The sequence below is a fragment of the Nocardia suismassiliense genome (assembly GCF_900269665.1).
GTDB classification, from domain to species: Bacteria; Actinomycetota; Actinomycetes; order Mycobacteriales; family Mycobacteriaceae; genus Nocardia; species Nocardia suismassiliense.
This window is the reverse complement of sequence record NZ_LT985361.1, coordinates 7,055,895-7,075,087: the sequence shown is the minus strand read 5'-3', so window position 1 is coordinate 7,075,087 and position 19,193 is coordinate 7,055,895. Positions and strand designations below refer to the sequence as shown.

Sequence of the window (19,193 nt, the reverse complement as noted above, 5' to 3'; positions counted from 1 at the left end):
GTGATTTCCGATTTCGTATTACGATTCGTCGGTGCTTCCCTCCGTGGCCGACGTGCTGGCGATGCCGGCCGTGCGTGCCGGGGATCCCCAGGTCGTGGCCGGTGGATCGCTGGACCGGCCGGTGCGCTGGGTGCACGTGAGCGATGTGGCCGACGTGGCGCAGCTGCTCGTCGGCGGGGAACTGATCCTCACCACCGGGCAGGCCATGCGGCACGGCGACATCGCGACGGTCGGTTACCTGACCGCGCTGGCCGCCGCCGGGGTGGCGGGACTGGTCATCGAGCTGGGCGGCTACGTGCCCGAACTCGCGCCGGTCGTCGCCGCGACCGCCGACGCGCTGGGCCTGCCGTTGATCGTGCTGCACAAGGTCACCCGGTTCGTCGAGATCACCGAGGCGGTGCACCGGGTCATCGTGGCCGAACAGTACGCCGAGCTCGAGTTCGCGCGCACCGTGCACGAGACCTTCACCGACCTCAGCGTGCGCCGCGCCTCGCTCGCCGAGATCGTGAAAACCGCTGCGGAGATGCTCGATTCGTCGGTGGTGCTGGAGGACCTGGCGCACCGGGTGCTCACCCTCACCGCCAGGCACGCGTCCACCTCGGCGCTGCTGGACAACTGGGAGACCACCTCGCGGCTGCTGCCCGAGGGCTGGGACGCGGTGGCCGTCGGCCCGCACACCCAGCGCTGGGGACGGCTGATCCTGCCGTCCGGCGACGTGCCGACCGCCCGCGCCAGGATGGTGCTGGAGCGGGCCGCGCAGACGCTCACCCTGCACCGGATGATCGAGAAGGACCGCTTCGGCCTGCACCGGCAGGCGCAGACCGGCCTCATCGACGACATGGTCAACGGCCGGGTGCTCGACGAGCGGGACGCGGTGGCCCGAGCCGCCGCGCTGGGCCTGGCCCGGCGCGCGGCCTATGTGCCGCTGGCCATCGACATCGCCGCCGTCGCGGAGACCGATCCGGTGGCCAGGCAACGCCGGGCCGCGGGCATCCTGGACGCGGTCACCCACGGCCTCGGGTTGGCGAAGCTGACCGCACTAGCCGCCGCCGACCAGGGGGACCGGGTCGGCATGATTCTGGCGCTGCCGCGCACCGGCGCGCTCGACGACAGCCTGACCGCCGCCTGCACCGCGATCATCGGCGAGGTGCGCCGGGTCGACGGCGTCGAGCGCGTGGTGATCGGCGTTGGCGCGGAATCGGATTCGCTGCTCGACACCGCGCACGAGCTGCCGCACGCCGCCCACGTCGCGGAAGTGGCGCTCTCGCTGGAGACTTCGCGGCCGTTCTACCGCAGCGGCGATGTACGGCTGCGTGGCCTGCTCTCGCTGATCCGCAACGAACCCGGCGTCCAGCGTTTCGCCGAAACGGAGCTTAGTGCGTTGCTGCGCTACGACATTCGGCACACCGCCGACCTGACCCGCACGCTGCGTCAGTTCCTCGACCTGGCGGGCAACAAGACCGAGCTCGCGCGCAGGCTCAATATCAGCAGGCCGACCCTGTACGACCGGCTGGCCCGGATCGAGCGGATCCTCGCCGTCGATCTCGAGGACGGGGAGTCGCGCACGTCGCTGCACGCCGCGCTGCTTATCCGCGACCTCACCGCCAACGCCGACGTGCCTTGAGCGGAACCAAGAGGTGATGTGCGCACCACCAGGTTCACGGCGAGGCGCGTTCCCGGCAGTCCGCGCTGCGCGTGACGTCGCTCACGCTCCGCCGCCGTAAACGGCATGCGGCGGGAACATCGCAGGTCTAGGCGGTGTTCCAGGCGCTATGACCACCCTTGGATTGATCGGCAGCGGGAACATCGGTAGTACGGTGGCGCGGCTCGCGATCGCCGCGGGGTTGGACGTAGTACTCAGCAACTCGCGCGGTCCGCAGACCCTGGCCGAGCTCGTTGCGGAACTCGGCCCACGGGCGCGGGCGGCGACCGCCGAGGAGGCGGGCGCGGCGGGGGACATCGTGGTGGTGGCCGTGCCACTGCGCAATTACCAGCAGATACCGGTGGCGCCGTTGGCGGGCAAGGTCGTGATCGACGCCGGCAATTACTACCCGGACCGGGACGGCACCTTGCCCGAGCTGGCGGACGGGGCCATGACGACGAGCGAGCTGTTGCAGAAGCAGCTGCCGACCTCGAAGGTCGTCAAGGCGTTCAACAACATCTACTTCCTGCACCTCGCGGCGCTGGCTCGTCCCGTCGGCTCGCCGGACCGCACGGCGCTGCCGATCGCGGGCGACGATGTGGACGCGAAAGCCGCTGCGGCCCAACTGCTCGACGTGCTCGGCTACGACACCGTCGATGCCGGCCCGTTGAGTGAGAGCTGGCGCTTCCAGCCGAATACCCCGGCTTACACCGACGCGTACGCGACGGGAGTTCCGTTCTGGGAGAAGGCCGCCGCGCCCGCCGATGCCGCGAAGATTCGCGCGCTGCTGGCCGCCGCTCAGCATTGACGTCAGGTAACTGAACCGATTACCTCGAACCCGGGAGTGCATCGCACTTCCGGGTTCGGTCGGTAGGTCTCCTTGCTATTCGATGTCGTGTCTTCTTTTGGATATGTTGCGGCGCACGGGAACTCACCGCCATGAAGTAAGTGATCGCTCAATTACCTCGGTGTCTTCTGCTATGCCGTTTGCACACTCCTCGGGGTCGCGGCGGCGGTGAACTGACGTAACTGACACTTTGCAAGTTGTCATCCCCCCAGAAAGGGGGTTAAACGCTAAATATCAAGTGTGCCAATAGAATTGACCTCTGAATCGGACCGGTCCTGTTATTCTTGGCTCGTCCGATCATCGGACAATTCAGCAACCGCTCGGCGTCAGCCCACCCAGCGGTTGGCACCGGGCGCAGGATTCCCGAGGGGAGGTTTGGTCATGAAAATTCGTCGCACTTCGAAGGTTGTTGCTCTGACCGCGGTTCACCTCTGAGTTCGCAGCAGAGTAAGGATGGGGCGGCCCGAACGGGGCGCCCCACCCGACCCTTTAATTCCTGGCACGAAAGGTCGACGGCGCGGTGACTCGAACAATCCCGGGCAAGCCCCAGCTCTTGGCAGAGGTGTCGGACACCTCTGCCAACACTCTCGAATTGCGCAGTGGGGAGGTGACATTCGAGGTCGAGCCGGAAGACGATATCACCGCCGAGCAGCTCGGCGCGGTATTGCGCTCGACCGACGGCACCGCTTCGCTGTCGGAGATCTCGGCGAAGACCGGCGTCGCGCCGGACAAGCTCACGACGATCCTGCTACCCGCGCAGATCGCGGGCCTGCTCGCCGACCGTTCGATACCCGAGGCCGAATCGCCGATGGCGGTGCTCAGCAGTGTCGAACACGTGGTGAACAAACTGCTCGAAGAACTGATCTTCGACGGCCCGTTCTGGCGCGCGATACTCGAGCACCCCGAGCAGGTCGAGCCGAATGTGTATTACGGCTTCGGCCTGGAGAACTGGTATTTCCTCTCGCGGGAAAGCGAATTCGACTCCGCGATCCTGTCCTATCCGAGCAGTGACGCGATCCGCCCCATGGCCAACGACTTCTATCACGAGGGGCACCGCCACGACGACATCGTGGTGCGCGCCTTCGAGGGCTTGGGGATCAGTCGCCAGGACCTGGTGTCGGCGCGGCCGTTGTCCACCACCTCGGCCTTGATCAAATTGCTGTCCTGGTGGGCGCGCACCGATCCGCTGTTCTTCATCGCCACCATCGGCATCCTGGAAGGACGCCTGGAGAAGGCCGAAAGCGAAGGGGCGTATTACGACTCGTTCCTGCGCGCCGCTGCCGCCGCGGGCATCGCCACGCACTTCGTGGAACCGCTGCGTCAGCACGCGAAGGTGAACGCCGGCCACGATCACGGCAGTGTGAGCCGGGAGTTCTTCGCGGCGCTGCCGCCCCTTCCGGTCGGCACCGAAGCCCGCCTGATCGGCAAGGCGCACCTGTTCGTCGAGTCCTATGCCGAGTTCTTCAACGGAATTCTCGAATATTACGGCGATCCCGGTCGGCCGCTGGTGCGCACGATCGGCTCGTCACCCGTCACTACCACCGCAGGAGTCGAAAATGGCCGGTCATGAAATGCTGCGGCGGCCGACCTTGCGCCGCGAGGTCGAGCGCACCGAGACCGCCGATGGCATCCGTCTGTCCTACCTGGACGACAAGCATTGGATCGAGCTCGAATATCTGGAAGGTCGCGCCGACGAATCGCGAAAGTTCTTCCTGGCCTTGGCGTCCGGCGCCCGGTCGGCCGACGATCTGGCCGCCGAATTCCCCGGCAGCCGGGAAGAGTTCGACGCGGTCCTCGAAGCGCTCGACGAACAGGGCATGCTGGCCGACTCCGACGTGGTCGATCCGTCCACCGGCACCACCGGTGTCGGTGCTTACGCGCATCTGAAGCGGGCGGCCGATGCGGCACGGGCAACCATCAACAGCCCGTTCAGCGACGCGCTGGTTTCCGGGAAGCTGTCCAGAGAACAGATCATCGGCTATGCCATCGAATACTGGCATGTCACGCATTTGTGCCCGCGCGCGCTCGCCCCGCTGCTGGCGCGCGACGATATCGGCATCGAGGTCTGGCAACAGTTCATGGCCTTCTATCAAGCCGAACGCAACCACGACCGCATGCTGGAACGGTCGTTGAAAGCGGTGGGCATCACCCGCGATCAGCTGCTGCGGATGCAGCCGCTGCCCGCGACCATGGCCATCATGGCGACCATGGGCGTGCACGCCTACCAGTTCCCGCTCGGCATCATCAGCACGCTGTTCCCGATGGAGGAGCCGGAACCGGACTTCCTCGAACTGTTCCTCGCGCGTTGCCGGGAACACGATCTGTCGGAGGAATTCTCCAAGCCGATCGCCGCGCACTCCGGCGTGAACGAGGACGAGGAGCACGAGGCCGTCACCCTCGATCTGCTCGCCGAATTCTCCTTCGTCGGCAACGAGGAACTCAACGAATGCGCCAAGGCGGTCGTCGACATCATCGAGCTGCGCGCCCGGCTGGATAGTCAGATCATGACCTGGTACGCCGACGGCGGGCTGCGGATATTCACCGACAACTATCCAGTGGCGACGGGAAGGGCGATGACGTGCTCGCCGCTAGCCGCCTTGCACTGATCGCACTGGCGGCTATCTGGGGTTCCAACTTCCTGTTGGTCGATGTGGCGTTGGGTGGCTCGAACCCGGCACAGATCGTGGCGGCACGACTGTGGCTGGGTGGGGCCATCCTGCTCGGGGTGTGTGTGGCGATGCGGCGGCACCTGCCGCGCGGCTGGAGTATCTGGGCGCGGCTGCTGTTGATGGGGATTCTGGGGCAGGCGCTGCCGTGGATGCTGTTCGCGTGGGGTCAGCAGAACGTGTCGGTCAGCATGGCGGGCATCTACAACAGCGTGACACCCTTGGCGTCCCTGCCGGTGGTTTGGCTCCTGTTGCGGCAGCAGGGGAGTCGCGGCGAGGTGGTCGCCTCGGTGCTGGGGTTCGGTGGGATCATCGTGCTGATGGCGCCGTGGGGCGAGGAGTCGCGCTCGTCGTTGACCGGGCAGCTCGCGTGCCTGGGCGGTGCCCTCTGTTACGCCATCGCCTATGCGTACGCGAAGCATCTGATCAGTACGCTCGGCTACTCGAAGGTTGCGCTGGCGGCGAGTCAGGCGATCGTCGCGGGTGTGCTGATGCTGGTGGTCACCGCGCCGCAGTTGGTGGAGCCGATGAATCCCAGTGCCGCGGTGGTTGGTTCGCTGATCGCGATGGGTGTCGGGACGGCGGTGGCGTTTCTGCTCAACTACTGGTTGATCGGCGCGGTGGGGCCGTTGCAGGCCGGGCTGGCCTTCTATCTGATGCCGCTGGTGGCGGTGGCGCTCGGCATCGGGGTGCGCGGTGACGTGCTCTACCTGCACCAGATCCTGGGCGCGGCAGTGGTATTCGGCGCGCTGGCGTTGCAGTACGCCATCGATCGACGGGAGTCGCTCGACGTGCCGGTACCCGAGGTAGCGCCGGACAACGTGGTCGAGCTGGCGAAACGCCGGCCGGCCGGGTGAGGAGCAGATGCCGGATATTGGGGAACCCGGGAGCGTAGCCTGCTCCCGGGTTCCATTCAATGCCGCCCAAATTCGCACACCGCGGTATTGGGATCGGATGAGACTGAGATTCACGACGTGTCCTACGGTTGGACCACCTCCGCATGGGCGCGGAAGGCCGGAGTTGAACCGGCACCTCGTCGCGTACGTGTCCTTTCCTCGTCTCGCGGTGTTCGGCAGCGAATACTCGTGCTGGAGCGAGAGTCTGAGATTGAGCACGGTTGCCTCTACCAGTTGGGCTACCCGGACCTGGATGCCCGGGAGGGGACTCGAACCCCCACTGACGCCGTGTAATTCAGCTTTAGCTTCAGATTGAGTTTGCGCTCCTTGCGCTTCCCCCGCACGCGGCGGGGGAGTCTGTGGGCTCGGGGCCGCAGCGGCCCCGAGCGGGTTCAGCGGAAGAGGTAGCCGAAGATCGCGTCACCGGTCTTGCGATCGGTGACCTCGGTCCCGTTGGCCGCCTCGCGGGCGAACTGCACTGCCCGCTGGAGCTTTTCGACCCGCACGGCCAGTTCGTTGACCCGGCGGGCCGGGAGGGCGCCGGAGAAGCGCACCATCGTCCAGTAGCCGACGGTGATGTCCTCGTAGTACACCTCCACCTGGGCCGGGTGCTTCTCGGTCGCCTCGGCCTTCACGTGGTTACGCGGCACCTTCTTGGTGCGCATGGTGCGCACCGGGTCGGTGCGCCAGGTGTCGGAGGAGTCGTCGAACGACCACACCTCGGCGGCGTCGAGCACCGGCAGCTTGCGCACGAAGGTGTGCAGCTCGGCCAGCTGCTTCTCCAGGAAGAGCAGGTAGGAGACCGGCACGTCGCGCAGCAGCACCTCACCCTCGACCGTCACATCGGCCTTGGCCTCGGTGTTCGCCCAGTCCTTGGTCGCGGTGACGTCGAACAGGCGGGTCAGGGTGGCCGCGGTCTGGCGCAGCACCTCCTCGGACTTCACCTGCACCCGGGTAGACTCGGACGGGATCTGCTCGCCCTCTTCGTCTTTCGGCTGATAGGTGCGCGCGATGCCGGCCAGCAGCGGTGCCTTCTGCAGTGACCCGTGCGCCTCGGCCAGCTCGCGCAGCGCGCCGCTCTTGATGCCCTTCTCGACCGCAATGATCTGATTCAGCTTCGTCATCTCTACCTCCCCGCCGCGCAATCCCGCGCGGTGCACCGACATTCGGCCCGGGGTAACCGAATCCTCCCGTTTCGGAAACCCCGAGCTCCTGTGCCACGGTACGGATACGTTGCGGGTCGGCGCATCTGATTTTCCCGGGCGTTCGGTGACGTGCCGTAAACCACAGGGTCCGGCATTGTCCGCAGCTGCCGGGTTGGTCAGACTGTGCGGATGGGGACATCGACGGAGACGGACCTGCTCGCGCGGTGGGTAGAGCTGGCGGGACCGGAGGCCGAGGCGGTGGGGGTCGCGCTGATCGGCCGTTATCAGGAAGCTCATCGGCGGTATCACACCGTTGATCACCTGGCCGCGATGCTCGGGGTCATCGATGAGCTGGCCGATGATGCCGACGATGCCGACGCGGTCCGGTACGCGGCGTTCTTTCACGACGCGATCTACGCGGTCGATCGTTCGGACAATGAAGAACAGAGTGCGGCGCTGGCCGAGAAAGGTCTCGAATCCCTCGGTGCGGCAGCGGAACTCGTCCGCGAGGTGGCCAGGTTGGTGCGGCTCACCGCGACCCACGATCCGGCCGACGACGACCGGAACGGTGGCGTGCTCTGCGACGCGGACCTGGCGGTGCTGGCGGCCGACGAACAGGGGTATGCCGCGTACACGGCGGCGGTGCGGGCGGAGTACCGGCACGTGCCCGACGAGCTGTTCCGGGCCGGGCGCGCTGCGGTGCTCCAGGGGCTCGCCGGGCAGCCGCGGTTGTTCCGAACACCTACGGCGCGAGCACGATTCGAGGCTGCCGCGCGGGACAATCTCGACCGCGAGCTGGTCGCGTTGACAACGACGGGCTGAGCAGCGCAGGGCTTCTCAGGTGATGATCAGAAGCTCTGTCGGCGAGGCGATTTCGGTGCGCAGCCCCGCTTTGCTCGCCACCCGGGCGAGACCGCGCACGTCGGTGGGTTCGGCGCGGGTCAGCACGAGGGCGCGGGCGAGCAGGCCCTTGTGATGCTTGTTGAAGTGGCTCACCACGGTGCGGCTGCCGTCGGGATGCTCGGTGAGCACGTTGGCGGTGACGGCGCCCGGGACGCGGCCGAGCTGCTGGTAGGTGCCGGAGCGCAGGTCGACGACCAGGTCACCGTTGGCCTCGGCGAGCAGGGCGTCGGCGAGAGAATCGCGCCACACCGCGGAAAGGGTCGGCAGGCCGGGCAGTTTCGAGCCGCCGGAGAGCCGGTAGGCGGGGATCGGGTCGCTCGCGCGTACCGCGCCGAACAGTGCGGAGCCGATGCCGAGCCGCGCGTACGCCTTGGCCCGCTGCGGTTTGCTGAACGAGCGGGCGTCGAGCGCGTCGTAGAGCACGCCGGTGTAGCGCTCCAGCGCGGGACGGGTGGGGGAGGTGCGCAATGCCGCATTGCGGGCGATCTCGCTGTCAGCCCCCTTGCCGAGACCGAGCACGGTGCGCGAAGCGTCCGGGTCGGTGGCCAGCTTCGTCACCGCGTCGACGAGCCGCTCGCGCACCGCTGTGAGCTGCGGCATCGACAGCGCGGCCAGGTCGAGGGGCACGTCGGTACCACCGTCGGACTTGGTTTCGGAGGGAGGCAGCAGCACCAGCACGAGCGATTACGGTAATGCGTTGCGAGCAGCGTCGCGCCAGCGACTACCCTGTGCATCCGTGATCACCCGCCTCTCTCGCCTTTTCCTGCGTACCCTGCGCGACGATCCCGCCGACGCCGAGGTGCCCAGCCACAAACTGCTCGTCCGCGCCGGATACGTGCGGCGCATCGCGCCGGGCGTCTACTCCTGGCTGCCGCTGGGCCTGCGAGTGCTGCGCCGGGTCGAGAACGTGGTGCGCGAGGAGATGGACGCGATGGGCGCCCAGGAGATCTCGCTGCCCGCGCTGCTGCCGCGCGACCCGTACGAGACCACCAACCGGTGGACCGAGTACGGCGACAGCCTGTTCCGTCTGCAAGACCGCAAGGGCGCGGACTACCTGCTCGGCCCGACGCACGAGGAACTGTTCGCGCTCACCGTGAAGGGCGAATACAACTCGTACAAGGACCTGCCGGTCACCCTGTACCAGATCCAGAACAAGTACCGCGACGAAGAACGGCCGCGTGCCGGCATCCTGCGCGGGCGCGAGTTCATCATGAAGGACTCGTACTCGTTCGACCTGAACGAGGACGGCCTGAAGGCGAGCTACGACGCGCATCGCGAGACGTACCAGCGGATCTTCGACCGGTTGCAGGTGAAGTACGTCATCGTGGCGGCCACCTCCGGCGCGATGGGCGGCAGTGCGTCCGAGGAGTTCCTGGCCGACAGCCCGGTCGGCGAGGACACGTATGTGCGCTGCGTCGAATCCGGCTACGCGGCGAACGTGGAGGCTGTGATCACGCCCGCGCCCGAGCCGCTGCCGATCGAGGGACAGCCCGCGGCGGTCGTGCACGACACCCCGGATACCCCCACTATCGCGACGCTCGTCGACTGGGCCAACGGCGCCGGGATCGCCGAGCAGTTCGGTCGCCCGGTGACCGCGGCCGACACCCTGAAGAACATCATGGTGAAGCTGCGCCACCCGGACGGCAAGTCCGAGATCGTCGGCGTCGGCATCCCCGGCGACCGCGAGGTCGACGACAAGCGCCTAGGTGCGTCGGTCGAGCCCGCCGAGGTCGAGTTGCTCACCGAGGCCGACTTCACCGCCAACCCGTTCCTGGTGAAGGGGTACATCGGGCCGAAGGCGTTGCAGGCCAACGGTGTTCGTTACCTGGTCGATCCCCGCGTGGTGACCGGCACCGCCTGGATCACCGGTGCGGACGCGCCGGGCAAGCACGTCGTCGGCCTCGTCGCAGGCCGGGACTTCACCCCGGACGGCACCATCGAGGCCGCCGAGGTCCGCGACGGCGATCCGTCGCCCGACGGCCGCGGCCCGCTGGTCGCGTCGCGCGGCATCGAGATCGGCCACATCTTCCAGCTCGGCCAGAAGTACACCAACGCCTTCGACGTCGACGTGCTCGGCGAGAACGGCAAGCCGGTGCGCCTGACCATGGGCTCCTACGGCGTCGGCGTCTCGCGCATGGTCGCGGTGATCGCCGAGCAGCAGCACGACGAGAAGGGCCTGCGCTGGCCCGCCGAGATCGCGCCCTACGACGTGCACGTCGTCATCGCGAACAAGGACGAGGCGGCCCGCGCCGGCGCCGAAGAAGTCGTGGCCGGCCTCAACGCCCAGGGCCTCGATGTCCTCTTCGACGACCGCACCGCTTCTCCCGGCGTCAAGTTCAAGGACGCCGAACTGCTCGGCATGCCGTTGGTCCTCGTCGTCGGCCGCGGCTGGGCCGAAGGCAAGGTCGAACTCCGCGACCGCTTCACCGGCGAAGCCGAAGACCTCCCCGCCGACTCCGCCGTCGCTGCGGTAGTCGCCAGGGTCCGCGGCTGACCCACCACCTCGACCAGCGCGGCCCCGATGGATACCCATCGGGGCCGCGCTTTTTGCTTTGCCGCCGCGGTGCCGGACGGCTCGCGGCGCGTTGCGGCGGCGACCTACGGGAGCGTAGGCGGGATTTGCGGTGTGACGTTGGGCAGACCTGCTCCGGCGTGCTGTTACCCGCTGGTAAGTTAACGGCATGACGAGCACCGATCCGTTGTTGTTCAACCCGGCCACTTACGACCCGAAGCAGTTCGATGCCGAGACCCGGCGGCTGCTGCGGGCGACGATCGAGTGGTTCGAGGGGCGGGGTAAGCGCCAGCTGCTCGCCGACGACGCGGACGCGGTGTGGACGGCGGAGTTCCTGGACTTCGTCGCGAAGGAGAAGCTGTTCGCGACCTTCCTGACGCCGGCCGCCTACGCCGACGGCGACGAGAACCGGCGCTGGGATGCGGCGCGCAACGCGGCGCTGTCGGAGATCTTCGGCTTCTACGGTTTGGCGTACTGGTACGCCGAGCAGGTGACCATCCTCGGACTCGGCCCGATCTGGCAGAGCGACAACGAGGAAGCCAAGAAGCGGGCGGCCGCCGACCTGGCCGAGGGCCAGGTGATGGCGTTCGGGCTGTCCGAGCGCGAGCACGGCGCCGACATCTACAACACCGACCTGGTGCTGACCCCGAGCGCGCCGGGCAGCGACGACGCCGAGGCGGGCATCCTGTTCCGCGCCAACGGTGAGAAGTACTACATCGGCAACGGCAATGTGGCGAGCATGGTTTCGGTGTTCTCGCGTCGCGAGGACGTCGAAGGCGCGGACGGCTACGTGTGGTTCGCCGCGGACAGTCGGCACGAGAACTACCGGCTGCTCGGCAATGTCGTGCACCAGCAGATGTATGTCAGCACCTTCCGTCTGGAGAACTACCCGGTGCGTGCGCAGGACATCCTGCACACCGGACCCGAGGCGTTCTCGGCGGCGCTGAACACGGTCAACGTGGGCAAGTTCAACCTCTGCCACGGCGGCATCGGCATGGTCGAGCACTCCTTCTACGAGGCGATCACGCACGCCAACAACCGCATCCTCTACGGCAACCCGGTCACCGAGTTCCCGCATGTGCGAACGAATTTCGTGGACGCCTACGCCCGCATCGTGGCGATGAAGCTGTTCAGCGACCGCGCCGTCGACTACTTCCGCAGCGCGAGCCTGGAGGACCGGCGCTACCTGCTGTTCAACCCGATGACGAAGTCCAAGGTGACCTCCGAGGGCGAGACCGTGATGACGCTGCTGCTGGATGTGCTGGCGGCCAAGGGATTCGAGAAGAACACTTACTTCGCCGAGGTGGCGCGGCTGATCAATACGCTGCCCCGGCTCGAGGGCACCGTGCACGTGAACGTCGGGCAGATCCTGAAGTTCATGCCGAACTACCTGTTCAACCCGAAGGAATACCCGGAGATCAGCACCCGCCAGGACGCCGCCGACGACGAGTTCTTCTGGCATCAGGGCCCGGCTCGCGGCGCGGGCAAGGTGCAGTTCGCCGACTGGACGCCCGCCTATGCCAAGCACGCGGACATCCCCAACGTCGGCCGTTTCTTCGAGCAGGCCCAGGCGCTGCGCACGCTGCTGACCACCGCGGCGCCGAGCGGCGACCAGCAGAAGGACCTGGACTTCATGCTGACCATCGGCCACCTGTTCTCCCTGGTGGTCTACGGCCAGCTGATCCTGGAGCAGGCGGCCATCACGGGCCTGGATCGCGATCTGCTCGACCAGATCTTCGACTTCCAGATCCGCGACTTCAACACCTACGCCACCACGCTCTACGGCAAGCCGTCCGCCACCCCCGACCAACAGGGCTGGGCCGCTTCGGCTTTGCGTCCGCCGGTCGCCGATCGGGCCCGCTTCGACCGCGTCTGGGCCGAGGTGGCCTCGTACGACGGTGCGTACGAGATGCGCCCGTAAGCTGACGATTCGGTAAAGGCCGGGCCCGCGAAACACTGCGGGACCGGCCTTTTGCCGCGTCAGACTTTGCCGGGGAAGGCCACCGTCGGCGGGTTGGTACCCAGGATCGCCTGCCAAGTGGCAAGGCGCACAGCGCATTCGGTGAGCGCATCAATGCCTATGCGGCGCACGGGCTCGGAGTCGGCGCGCTCGACCACCGAGCGCCAGGCGACGGCGGTGTCGGTTTCGACCGTCGCCGCCAGCCGGGCGGCCGGAATCGGGTCGTTGACGGCGAACGGAACCGTATAGGCGGCGCTCGGCGGTGGCACGGTGGCACCGCCCGCCTTCAGGGCGTCGATGGTGCTGTCCCGTCGCGCACGGTGGGCAGCGGTGGTCTCGGCGACCAGTCGGCCGCGTTCGGCGGAGGCGTACGCGGCGATCACGCCGTAGGCGTACACCGCGCCGTATTCGGCGTTCAGCGCGTCGAGCAGAGCTCGGCGTTCGGCTTCGGTCATGCGAGCAACACCCCCGCCTGCGCCGCGCAAGCCGCGCTGATCGAGGCGAGCAGCCCGGCCCGGTACCCCGACTGGGTGCGCGCCAGTTCGGCGGCCGACTGCCGTGACTTGGTGAGCTGAGCGCGTAGCGCGTCCACCGTCGGCGGCGTGGTCGGCGGCACGGCCGTACCGGAGCCCACCGCGGCCGGGTCCGCAGGCTGCCCGGGACCGTTCGTTCGGGTGCGGTGGACCGGCTTGGTGCCGTCGCCGTAGACGCCGATGACCCGATCGATCTCGGCCTTCAAAGCGGCTGCGTGCTCGATCCTTTCGGCCGCGATCGCGGTCAGCGCAGCGTGCCGCTGCGGCGCCAGCGCGATGGCCGCGGTCGCCGCGGCTGCATCGGCGCGGGCCAGAACCTCTTGGGCGGCAAGCGGATCCGGTTCGTACACCTTGTCCTCGGTGCCGCAGCCCGCGGCCGCGCCGAGCGCGAGCACGCCGGCCGTGCCGCCACCGGCGAGCCGTAACATGCTGCGGCGACCCATGGTGAACCGGGAATCGTGCCGGTCGGACGGGATGCCGGAAGTGCGCGCAGCGCTCGGCTGCGCGGGAAGGCGGATAGGCACGGCACCATCGTGCCAGATTCGCGAGGGGCCACCGGACCAGGCATCGGGGTTACGCTGCGCTGCCGCCGTCGCGCACCCGCGTCGTGGCGTGCGTAGTGCCTGCCCGATGGTCCTTTACACTCTCTGGGCGCGTTACGCTAGACCCTCGGTAGAAGAAATTCCGACCGCCGTCACAACTGAACCAGGAGCCGCCCCATATGCCGATGCCGACCGAGGAAAGGCTGAGCCAGCTGATAGCTGGACTCGTCGAACGCCGAGGATTCGACCTCGAGGGCGTCGATATTTCGACGACCGGCAAGCATGCGGACGCGCAGGCTCGACTGAAGGTGATCGTCGACAGCGACGGCCCTTCCGATCTGGACACCATCGCCGCTCTCAGCACCGAACTCTCGGAGTTGCTGGACGAGGCAGGCGATTTCGGGGAAACCCCGTACCTGTTGGAAGTCACCACACCGGGCGTGGACCGTCCGCTCACCGCGGACCGGCACTGGCGTCGCGCGCGCGGGCGCAAGGTGCGCGTCCACCTGCGCGAGGCCGCGCAGGCCCCCGAGCCGGGTGGCTCGGCGAAATTCGAGGCCAGGGTCGGCGAGCTCAGCGGCGATACAGTGGCCCTGGTACTCGGCGGCAAACACAAGCCGCACCGGGTGCGGATTCCGGTGGCCGACATCGCCGAGGCGGTGGTGCAGGTCGAGTTCGCCAAGCCGGGCGCCAGGGAATTGGAGCTGGCCGGCGGCGTGGTCCCCGGTCGCCCGGTCCCTGGTCAAGAAGATGATGTGCCGGCGGTCGACGCCGCGGATGTTCGAGGATCAACACCATTACTACCCGAATCAGTACCAGCGTCCGATTCGCCGACCGAAGGGATCGTGGAATGAACATCGAAATCGAAGCCCTGCGTGCGATCGTCGCCGACAAGGGGATCTCGATCGAGACCGTGATCTCCGCGATCGAGTCGGCGCTGCTCACCGCTTACCGGCACACCGAGGGCCATCAGCCCAACGCGCGCATCGACATCAACCAGAAGACCGGAACGGTCCGGGTGATGGCGCGCGAACTGGACGCCGACGGCAACATGGTCTCCGAATGGGACGACACCCCAGAGGGTTTCGGCCGGATCGCGGCGACCACCGCGCGTCAGGTGGTGCTGCAGCGGCTGCGGGACGCCGAGAACGAGAAGTCCTTCGGCGAGTTCTCCACGCACGAGGGTGACATCGTCGGCGGCGTGGTGCAGCGCGACGCGAGAGCCAACGCCCGCGGCACCATCGTGGTGCGCATCGGCAGTGAATTGCACGGCGCGGAGGGCCTGATCCCGCCCGCCGAGCAGGTGCCGGGGGAGACCTACGAGCACGGCGACCGGATCAAGTGTTACGTCGTCGGTGTCTCGCGCGGTCCGCGCGGCCCGCAGATCACCCTGTCGCGCACGCATCCGAATCTGGTGCGGCGGCTGTTCGCGCTCGAGGTCCCCGAAATCGCCGATGGCTCCGTCGAAATCGTCGCGGTGGCGCGCGAGGCCGGGCACCGCTCCAAGATCGCGGTGCGCAGCACCGTGTCCGGCGTGAACGCCAAGGGCGCCTGCATCGGGCCGATGGGGCAGCGTGTGCGCAACGTGATGAGCGAGCTGGCCGGCGAGAAGATCGACATCATCGATTACGCCGAGGATCCGGCGACCTTCGTCGGCAATGCGCTCTCGCCGTCGAAAGTGGTGTCGGTCACCATTGTCGATCCGGAGGCGCGCGCCGCGCGAGTCGTGGTGCCCGATTTCCAGCTCTCGCTGGCCATCGGCAAGGAGGGGCAGAACGCCCGCCTGGCCGCCCGGCTGACCGGCTGGCGCATCGATATCCGCAGCGACGCCGCCCCTGACATGGGCGGCGGCTCGGTGCGGACCGAGGCCCACCGCAGTTGACCGGAACCGACGCGGCGCACCGTCCGTTGGACGGGACGGGTCGGGAATCGAACCGTCGGGATGACATGTTGGTAACTTCCGCGGGGGAGCGGTTCGTTGATCCGACCGGGTCGGCGGTAGAGTGGACACAGGTTCAGCACGCGCAACCGATTCGGACCTGTATCGGATGCCGGAAGCGCGAGTTGGCCGCCGATCTGTTGCGGATCGTGGCACGGGAATCGGATACCGGAAACGGTGCCCACTCCGTCGCGATTGTTCCTGATCCGCGGCGCAGACTTCCCGGACGGGGTGCCTGGTTGCACCCCGTCTCGGCTTGTCTGACCGCGGCAGAACGGCGCCGAGCATTCGGCAGAGCACTAAGAGTGTCCGGAAATCTGGATATCTCAGCCCTGGAGCAGTACCTCGAGAACAGGCACGAGCACTCATGAGCACACCGTGAAGCACCAACGATGAACGTCCATCGGAGATAACCCGAGGTCGTGCGGGCCCCGTCCCTGAACAACGGGAGCACCTGCTCGACCTCTCAGTGAGGAGAGCAGTGGCAGGCAAGGCCCGCGTGCACGAGTTGGCTAAAGAGCTCGGTGTCACAAGCAAGGAACTACTCGCAACGCTCAAGGAGCAGGGCGAGTTTGTGAAGTCGGCGTCCTCGACGGTGGAAGCTCCCGTCGCACGTCGGCTGCGTGAGTCGTTCGCAACGAAATCAGCCCCCGCGAACGGCAACAAGTCGGGATCACGCCCCGGCCCGTCGTCCTCTTCGGCCCGTCCGGCCGCGAAGCCCGCAGGAGGCGGCCCGCGTCCGGGTCCCCGTCCGCCGGCTCCCGCGCCCGCCCCGGCCGCAGCGGCTCAGGAAACCGTCCGTGAGGCCAGCGCCCCGCGGACCAGCGAGGGACCGGCCGTGAAGCCGGGACCCGCGGCCCGTCCGACGCCCCCGGCGGCCAAGCCCGCCGCCGCTCAGGAATCCGCACCGGCGGCACCCGCCGCCGCGGCGTCCACCGAGGCAACCGCGAGCTCGGCGCCCGCACCGGCCGGGCCGCGCCCGACGCCGAACGCGGCGCGCCCGGGTCAGCAGCAGCAACGTCCCGGTGCTCCGGCACAGGGTGCCCCGCGCCCCGGTGGCTCGGGTCCGCGTCCGGGTCCGAAGACCCCGCGCGTCGGCAACAATCCGTATTCGTCGGCTCCCGAGCGGCCCGCGCCGCGTCCGGCTCCCGGCCAGGGTGGCCCGCGTCCGGGTCCGGCTCAGGGCGGTCCCCGTCCCGGTCCGGCCCAGGGCAGCCCGCGGCCCGGCACACCGGCGCAGGGCGGCGCCCGTCCGGCTCCCGGCCAGGGTGGTCCCCGTCCCGGTGGCCCGCGTCCGAGCCCCGGCTCGATGCCTCCTCGTCCTAACCCCGGTGCGATGCCGTCTCGTGCGGCACGTCCGGGCGGTGCCGGTGGTCCCGGCGGCGGTCGTCCGGGTGGTCCCGGTGGTCGTCCCGGCGGCGGTGGCGGCGCAGGTCGTCCCGGTGGCGGCGGCGGTGGCGGTGGCTACCGCGGCGGCGGCGCTCCCGGTGGTGGCGCAGGCGCCGGCACGGGTGCGCCCGGTGCCGGTGGCGCTCCCGGTGGTTTCCGTGGTCGTCCCGGTGGCGGCGGTGGCGGTCGTCCGGGTGGTCCCGGTGGTCGTGGCGGTGCGGCCGGTGCGTTCGGTCGTCCCGGTGGCGCGCCGCGTCGTGGCCGTAAGTCGAAGCGGGCGAAGCGCGCCGAGTACGAGAGCATGCAAGCGCCCGCCATCGGCGGCGTTCGCCTGCCTCGCGGCAACGGCGAGATCATCCGGCTCGCCCGTGGCGCCTCGCTCTCGGACTTCGCGGAGAAGATCGACGCGAACCCCGCTGCTTTGGTCCAAGCCTTGTTCAACCTCGGCGAAATGGTCACCGCGACCCAGTCGGTGAACGACGAGACCCTCGAGCTGCTCGGCAGCGAGATGAACTACGTCGTGCACGTGGTCAGCCCGGAGGACGAGGACCGCGAGCTGCTGGAGTCGTTCGACCTGACCTACGGCGAAGACGCGGGCGGCGAAGACGATCTCGAACAGCGTCCGCCGGTGGTGACCGTCATGGGTCACGTCGACCACGGTAAGACTCGACTGCTCGACACGATCCGTAAGGCCAACGTCCGTGAGGGCGAGGCCGGTGGCATCACCCAGCACATCGGCGCCTACCAGGTGCTGACCCATCTGGGCGAGAACGACCGCCTCATCACCTTCATCGACACCCCGGGTCACGAGGCGTTCACCGCCATGCGTGCCCGTGGTGCGAAGGCCACCGATATCGCGATCCTGGTGGTCGCCGCCGACGACGGTGTCATGCCGCAGACGGTGGAGGCGATCAACCACGCGCAGGCGGCCGACGTGCCGATCGTGGTGGCGGTCAACAAGATTGACAAGGAAGGCGCGAACCCGGACAAGATCCGGCAGCAGCTGACCGAATACAACCTGGTTGCCGAGGAATACGGTGGCGACACCATGTTCGTCGACATCTCCGCCAAGCAGGGCACCAACATCGACGCGCTGCTCGAAGCGGTGCTGCTGACCGCGGACGCGGCACTGGACCTGCGGGCCAACCCGGACATGGACGCGCAGGGTGTCGCCATCGAGGCGCACCTCGACCGCGGCCGTGGCCCGGTGGCGACCGTGCTCATCCAGCGCGGCACGCTGCACGTCGGCGACTCGATCGTGGCGGGCGACGCCTACGGTCGCGTCCGTCGCATGGTCGACGAGCACGGCGAGGATGTCACCGCGGCGCTGCCGTCGCGGCCGGTCCAGGTCATCGGCTTCACGTCGGTGCCGGGCGCCGGTGACAACCTGCTCGTGGTCGACGAGGACCGGATCGCTCGCCAGATCGCCGACCGCCGCAATGCGCGCAAGCGCAACGCGCTGGCCGCACGCAGCCGCAAGCGGATCAGCCTGGAAGATCTGGATGCCGCACTGAAGGAGACTTCGGAGCTCAACCTGATCCTCAAGGGCGACAACTCCGGTACCGTCGAGGCCCTCGAAGAGGCGCTGCTCGGTATCCAGATCGACGACGAGGTTCGCCTGCGGGTCATCGACCGCGGTGTCGGTGGTGTCACCGAGACCAACGTCAACCTGGCGTCGGCGTCGAACGCGATCATCATCGGGTTCAACGTCCGGGCCGAGGGCAAGGCGACCGAGCTGGCGAACCGCGAAGGCGTGGACATCCGGTACTACTCGGTGATCTACCAGGCCATCGACGAGATCGAGAAGGCCCTCAAGGGCATGCTCAAGCCGATCTACGAAGAGGTCGACCTGGGCCGCGCCGAGATCCGCGCGATCTTCCGTTCGTCGAAGGTCGGCAACATCGCCGGCTGTATGGTGCTCGAGGGTTCGGTCAAGCGCAACGCCAAGGCGCGCTTGCTCCGGGACAACGTCGTGATCGCCGAAACGGTCACGATCTCCTCCTTGAAGCGGGAAAAGGACGACGTCACCGAGGTCCGTGAGGGCTTCGAATGCGGTTTGACGTTGACCTACAACGACATCAAGGAAGGCGACATCATCCAGGCCTACGAGCTGCGCGAGAAGCCGCGCGACTGAGTTCTCGACCGCACGTCACGCCGGGCTACCCGCTCGGCGTGACGTGCGCGGCGAGCTGCTCGGAGCTCGTGCCTTTTCGACACAA

Annotated in this window: 16 protein-coding genes; 12 read left to right on the top strand and 4 right to left on the bottom strand. The window is 68.0% G+C overall.

Features of this window, described 5'->3' with window-relative positions:
* Window positions 1-31: 31 nt before the first annotated feature.
* From DBO33_RS31515 to DBO33_RS31500, 5 genes are all read left to right on the top strand, one after another.
* Window positions 32-1,624, top strand: coding sequence for a PucR family transcriptional regulator ligand-binding domain-containing protein (locus DBO33_RS31515; protein WP_107658291.1), 1,593 nt, complete (start codon window positions 32-34; stop codon window positions 1,622-1,624).
* 148 nt (window positions 1,625-1,772) lie between these two features.
* Window positions 1,773-2,450 (top strand): NADPH-dependent F420 reductase, encoded by a 678-nt coding sequence (locus DBO33_RS31510; protein ID WP_107658290.1) that lies wholly within the window; start codon window positions 1,773-1,775, stop codon window positions 2,448-2,450.
* 559 nt (window positions 2,451-3,009) lie between these two features.
* Window positions 3,010-4,059: a hypothetical protein gene (locus DBO33_RS43165; protein WP_159080629.1), complete on the top strand. Its 1,050-nt coding sequence runs from the start codon at window positions 3,010-3,012 to the stop codon at window positions 4,057-4,059.
* Window positions 4,046-5,095, top strand: a complete 1,050-nt coding sequence (locus DBO33_RS31505; RefSeq protein WP_159080628.1) for an iron-containing redox enzyme family protein — start codon at window positions 4,046-4,048, stop codon at window positions 5,093-5,095. The genes DBO33_RS43165 and DBO33_RS31505 overlap by 14 nt, the downstream gene beginning before the upstream one ends.
* Window positions 5,068-6,012 carry a DMT family transporter gene (locus tag DBO33_RS31500; protein WP_107658288.1) on the top strand — a complete coding sequence of 315 codons (945 nt, stop codon included), beginning with the start codon at window positions 5,068-5,070 and terminating at the stop codon, window positions 6,010-6,012. Before DBO33_RS31505 ends, DBO33_RS31500 begins: the two co-directional genes overlap by 28 nt.
* A 431-nt stretch (window positions 6,013-6,443) precedes the next feature.
* Here DBO33_RS31500 and DBO33_RS31495 read toward each other — a convergent pair whose 3' ends face one another.
* A complete protein-coding gene (locus DBO33_RS31495) occupies window positions 6,444-7,175 on the bottom strand; it encodes a DUF7873 family protein (RefSeq protein WP_107660758.1) in 732 nt (243 codons plus the stop codon).
* A gap of 210 nt (window positions 7,176-7,385) precedes the next feature.
* On the opposite strand from DBO33_RS31495, the gene DBO33_RS31490 reads away from it, so the two are divergent.
* A complete protein-coding gene (locus DBO33_RS31490; RefSeq protein ID WP_107658287.1) occupies window positions 7,386-8,018 on the top strand; it encodes an HD domain-containing protein in 633 nt (210 codons plus the stop codon).
* Between the two features lie 15 nt (window positions 8,019-8,033).
* On the opposite strand, the gene yaaA is transcribed toward DBO33_RS31490, so the two are convergent.
* Complete coding sequence (gene yaaA, locus DBO33_RS31485; protein ID WP_107658286.1) at window positions 8,034-8,777, bottom strand: peroxide stress protein YaaA; 744 nt, start codon at window positions 8,775-8,777, stop codon at window positions 8,034-8,036.
* Window positions 8,778-8,835: 58 nt separating this feature from the next.
* On the opposite strand from yaaA, the gene DBO33_RS31480 reads away from it, so the two are divergent.
* Both DBO33_RS31480 and DBO33_RS31475 read left to right on the top strand, forming a co-directional pair.
* Entirely contained in the window at window positions 8,836-10,593 is a 1,758-nt protein-coding gene (locus DBO33_RS31480; protein ID WP_107658285.1) for a proline--tRNA ligase, read from the top strand.
* Between the two features lie 187 nt (window positions 10,594-10,780).
* The gene (locus tag DBO33_RS31475) at window positions 10,781-12,532 is read left to right on the top strand and encodes an acyl-CoA dehydrogenase family protein (RefSeq protein ID WP_107658284.1); all 1,752 of its coding nucleotides are present in this window, start codon (window positions 10,781-10,783) and stop codon (window positions 12,530-12,532) included.
* A 59-nt stretch (window positions 12,533-12,591) separates the two neighbouring features.
* On the opposite strand, the gene DBO33_RS31470 is transcribed toward DBO33_RS31475, so the two are convergent.
* Window positions 12,592-13,026 (bottom strand): ferritin-like domain-containing protein, encoded by a 435-nt coding sequence (locus tag DBO33_RS31470; protein WP_107658283.1) that lies wholly within the window; start codon window positions 13,024-13,026, stop codon window positions 12,592-12,594.
* Complete coding sequence (locus tag DBO33_RS31465) at window positions 13,023-13,628, bottom strand: hypothetical protein (protein ID WP_234391141.1); 606 nt, start codon at window positions 13,626-13,628, stop codon at window positions 13,023-13,025. The genes DBO33_RS31470 and DBO33_RS31465 overlap by 4 nt, the downstream gene beginning before the upstream one ends.
* A gap of 197 nt (window positions 13,629-13,825) precedes the next feature.
* Between DBO33_RS31465 and rimP the strand changes: the two genes are divergently transcribed.
* The 4 genes from rimP to infB all read left to right on the top strand — a co-directional run bounded on the left by rimP (window position 13,826) and on the right by infB (window position 19,108).
* Window positions 13,826-14,500, top strand: a complete 675-nt coding sequence (gene rimP, locus DBO33_RS31460) for a ribosome maturation factor RimP (RefSeq protein ID WP_107658282.1) — start codon at window positions 13,826-13,828, stop codon at window positions 14,498-14,500.
* Window positions 14,497-15,528, top strand: coding sequence for a transcription termination factor NusA (gene nusA, locus DBO33_RS31455; RefSeq protein WP_107658281.1), 1,032 nt, complete (start codon window positions 14,497-14,499; stop codon window positions 15,526-15,528). The genes rimP and nusA overlap by 4 nt, the downstream gene beginning before the upstream one ends.
* A 68-nt stretch (window positions 15,529-15,596) precedes the next feature.
* Entirely contained in the window at window positions 15,597-15,956 is a 360-nt protein-coding gene (locus DBO33_RS31450; RefSeq protein WP_228541408.1) for a YlxR family protein, read from the top strand.
* A 110-nt stretch (window positions 15,957-16,066) separates the two neighbouring features.
* Entirely contained in the window at window positions 16,067-19,108 is a 3,042-nt protein-coding gene (gene infB / locus DBO33_RS31445) for a translation initiation factor IF-2 (protein ID WP_107658280.1), read from the top strand.
* The last annotated feature ends 85 nt before the right edge of the window (window positions 19,109-19,193 follow it).

Bases quoted from the DNA above. Each gene is read 5' to 3' on its own strand.
- rimP (WP_107658282.1), top strand. From the start codon at position 13,826: ATGCCGATGCCGACCGAGGAAAGGCTGAGCCAGCTGATAGCTGGACTC.
- DBO33_RS31475 (WP_107658284.1), top strand. From the start codon at position 10,781: ATGACGAGCACCGATCCGTTGTTGTTCAACCCGGCCACTTACGACCCG.
- DBO33_RS31470 (WP_107658283.1), bottom strand. From the start codon at position 13,026: ATGACCGAAGCCGAACGCCGAGCTCTGCTCGACGCGCTGAACGCCGAA.
- DBO33_RS31490 (WP_107658287.1), top strand. From the start codon at position 7,386: ATGGGGACATCGACGGAGACGGACCTGCTCGCGCGGTGGGTAGAGCTG.
- DBO33_RS31495 (WP_107660758.1), bottom strand. From the start codon at position 7,175: ATGACGAAGCTGAATCAGATCATTGCGGTCGAGAAGGGCATCAAGAGC.
- nusA (WP_107658281.1), top strand. From the start codon at position 14,497: ATGAACATCGAAATCGAAGCCCTGCGTGCGATCGTCGCCGACAAGGGG.
- DBO33_RS31510 (WP_107658290.1), top strand. From the start codon at position 1,773: ATGACCACCCTTGGATTGATCGGCAGCGGGAACATCGGTAGTACGGTG.
- DBO33_RS31505 (WP_159080628.1), top strand. From the start codon at position 4,046: ATGGCCGGTCATGAAATGCTGCGGCGGCCGACCTTGCGCCGCGAGGTC.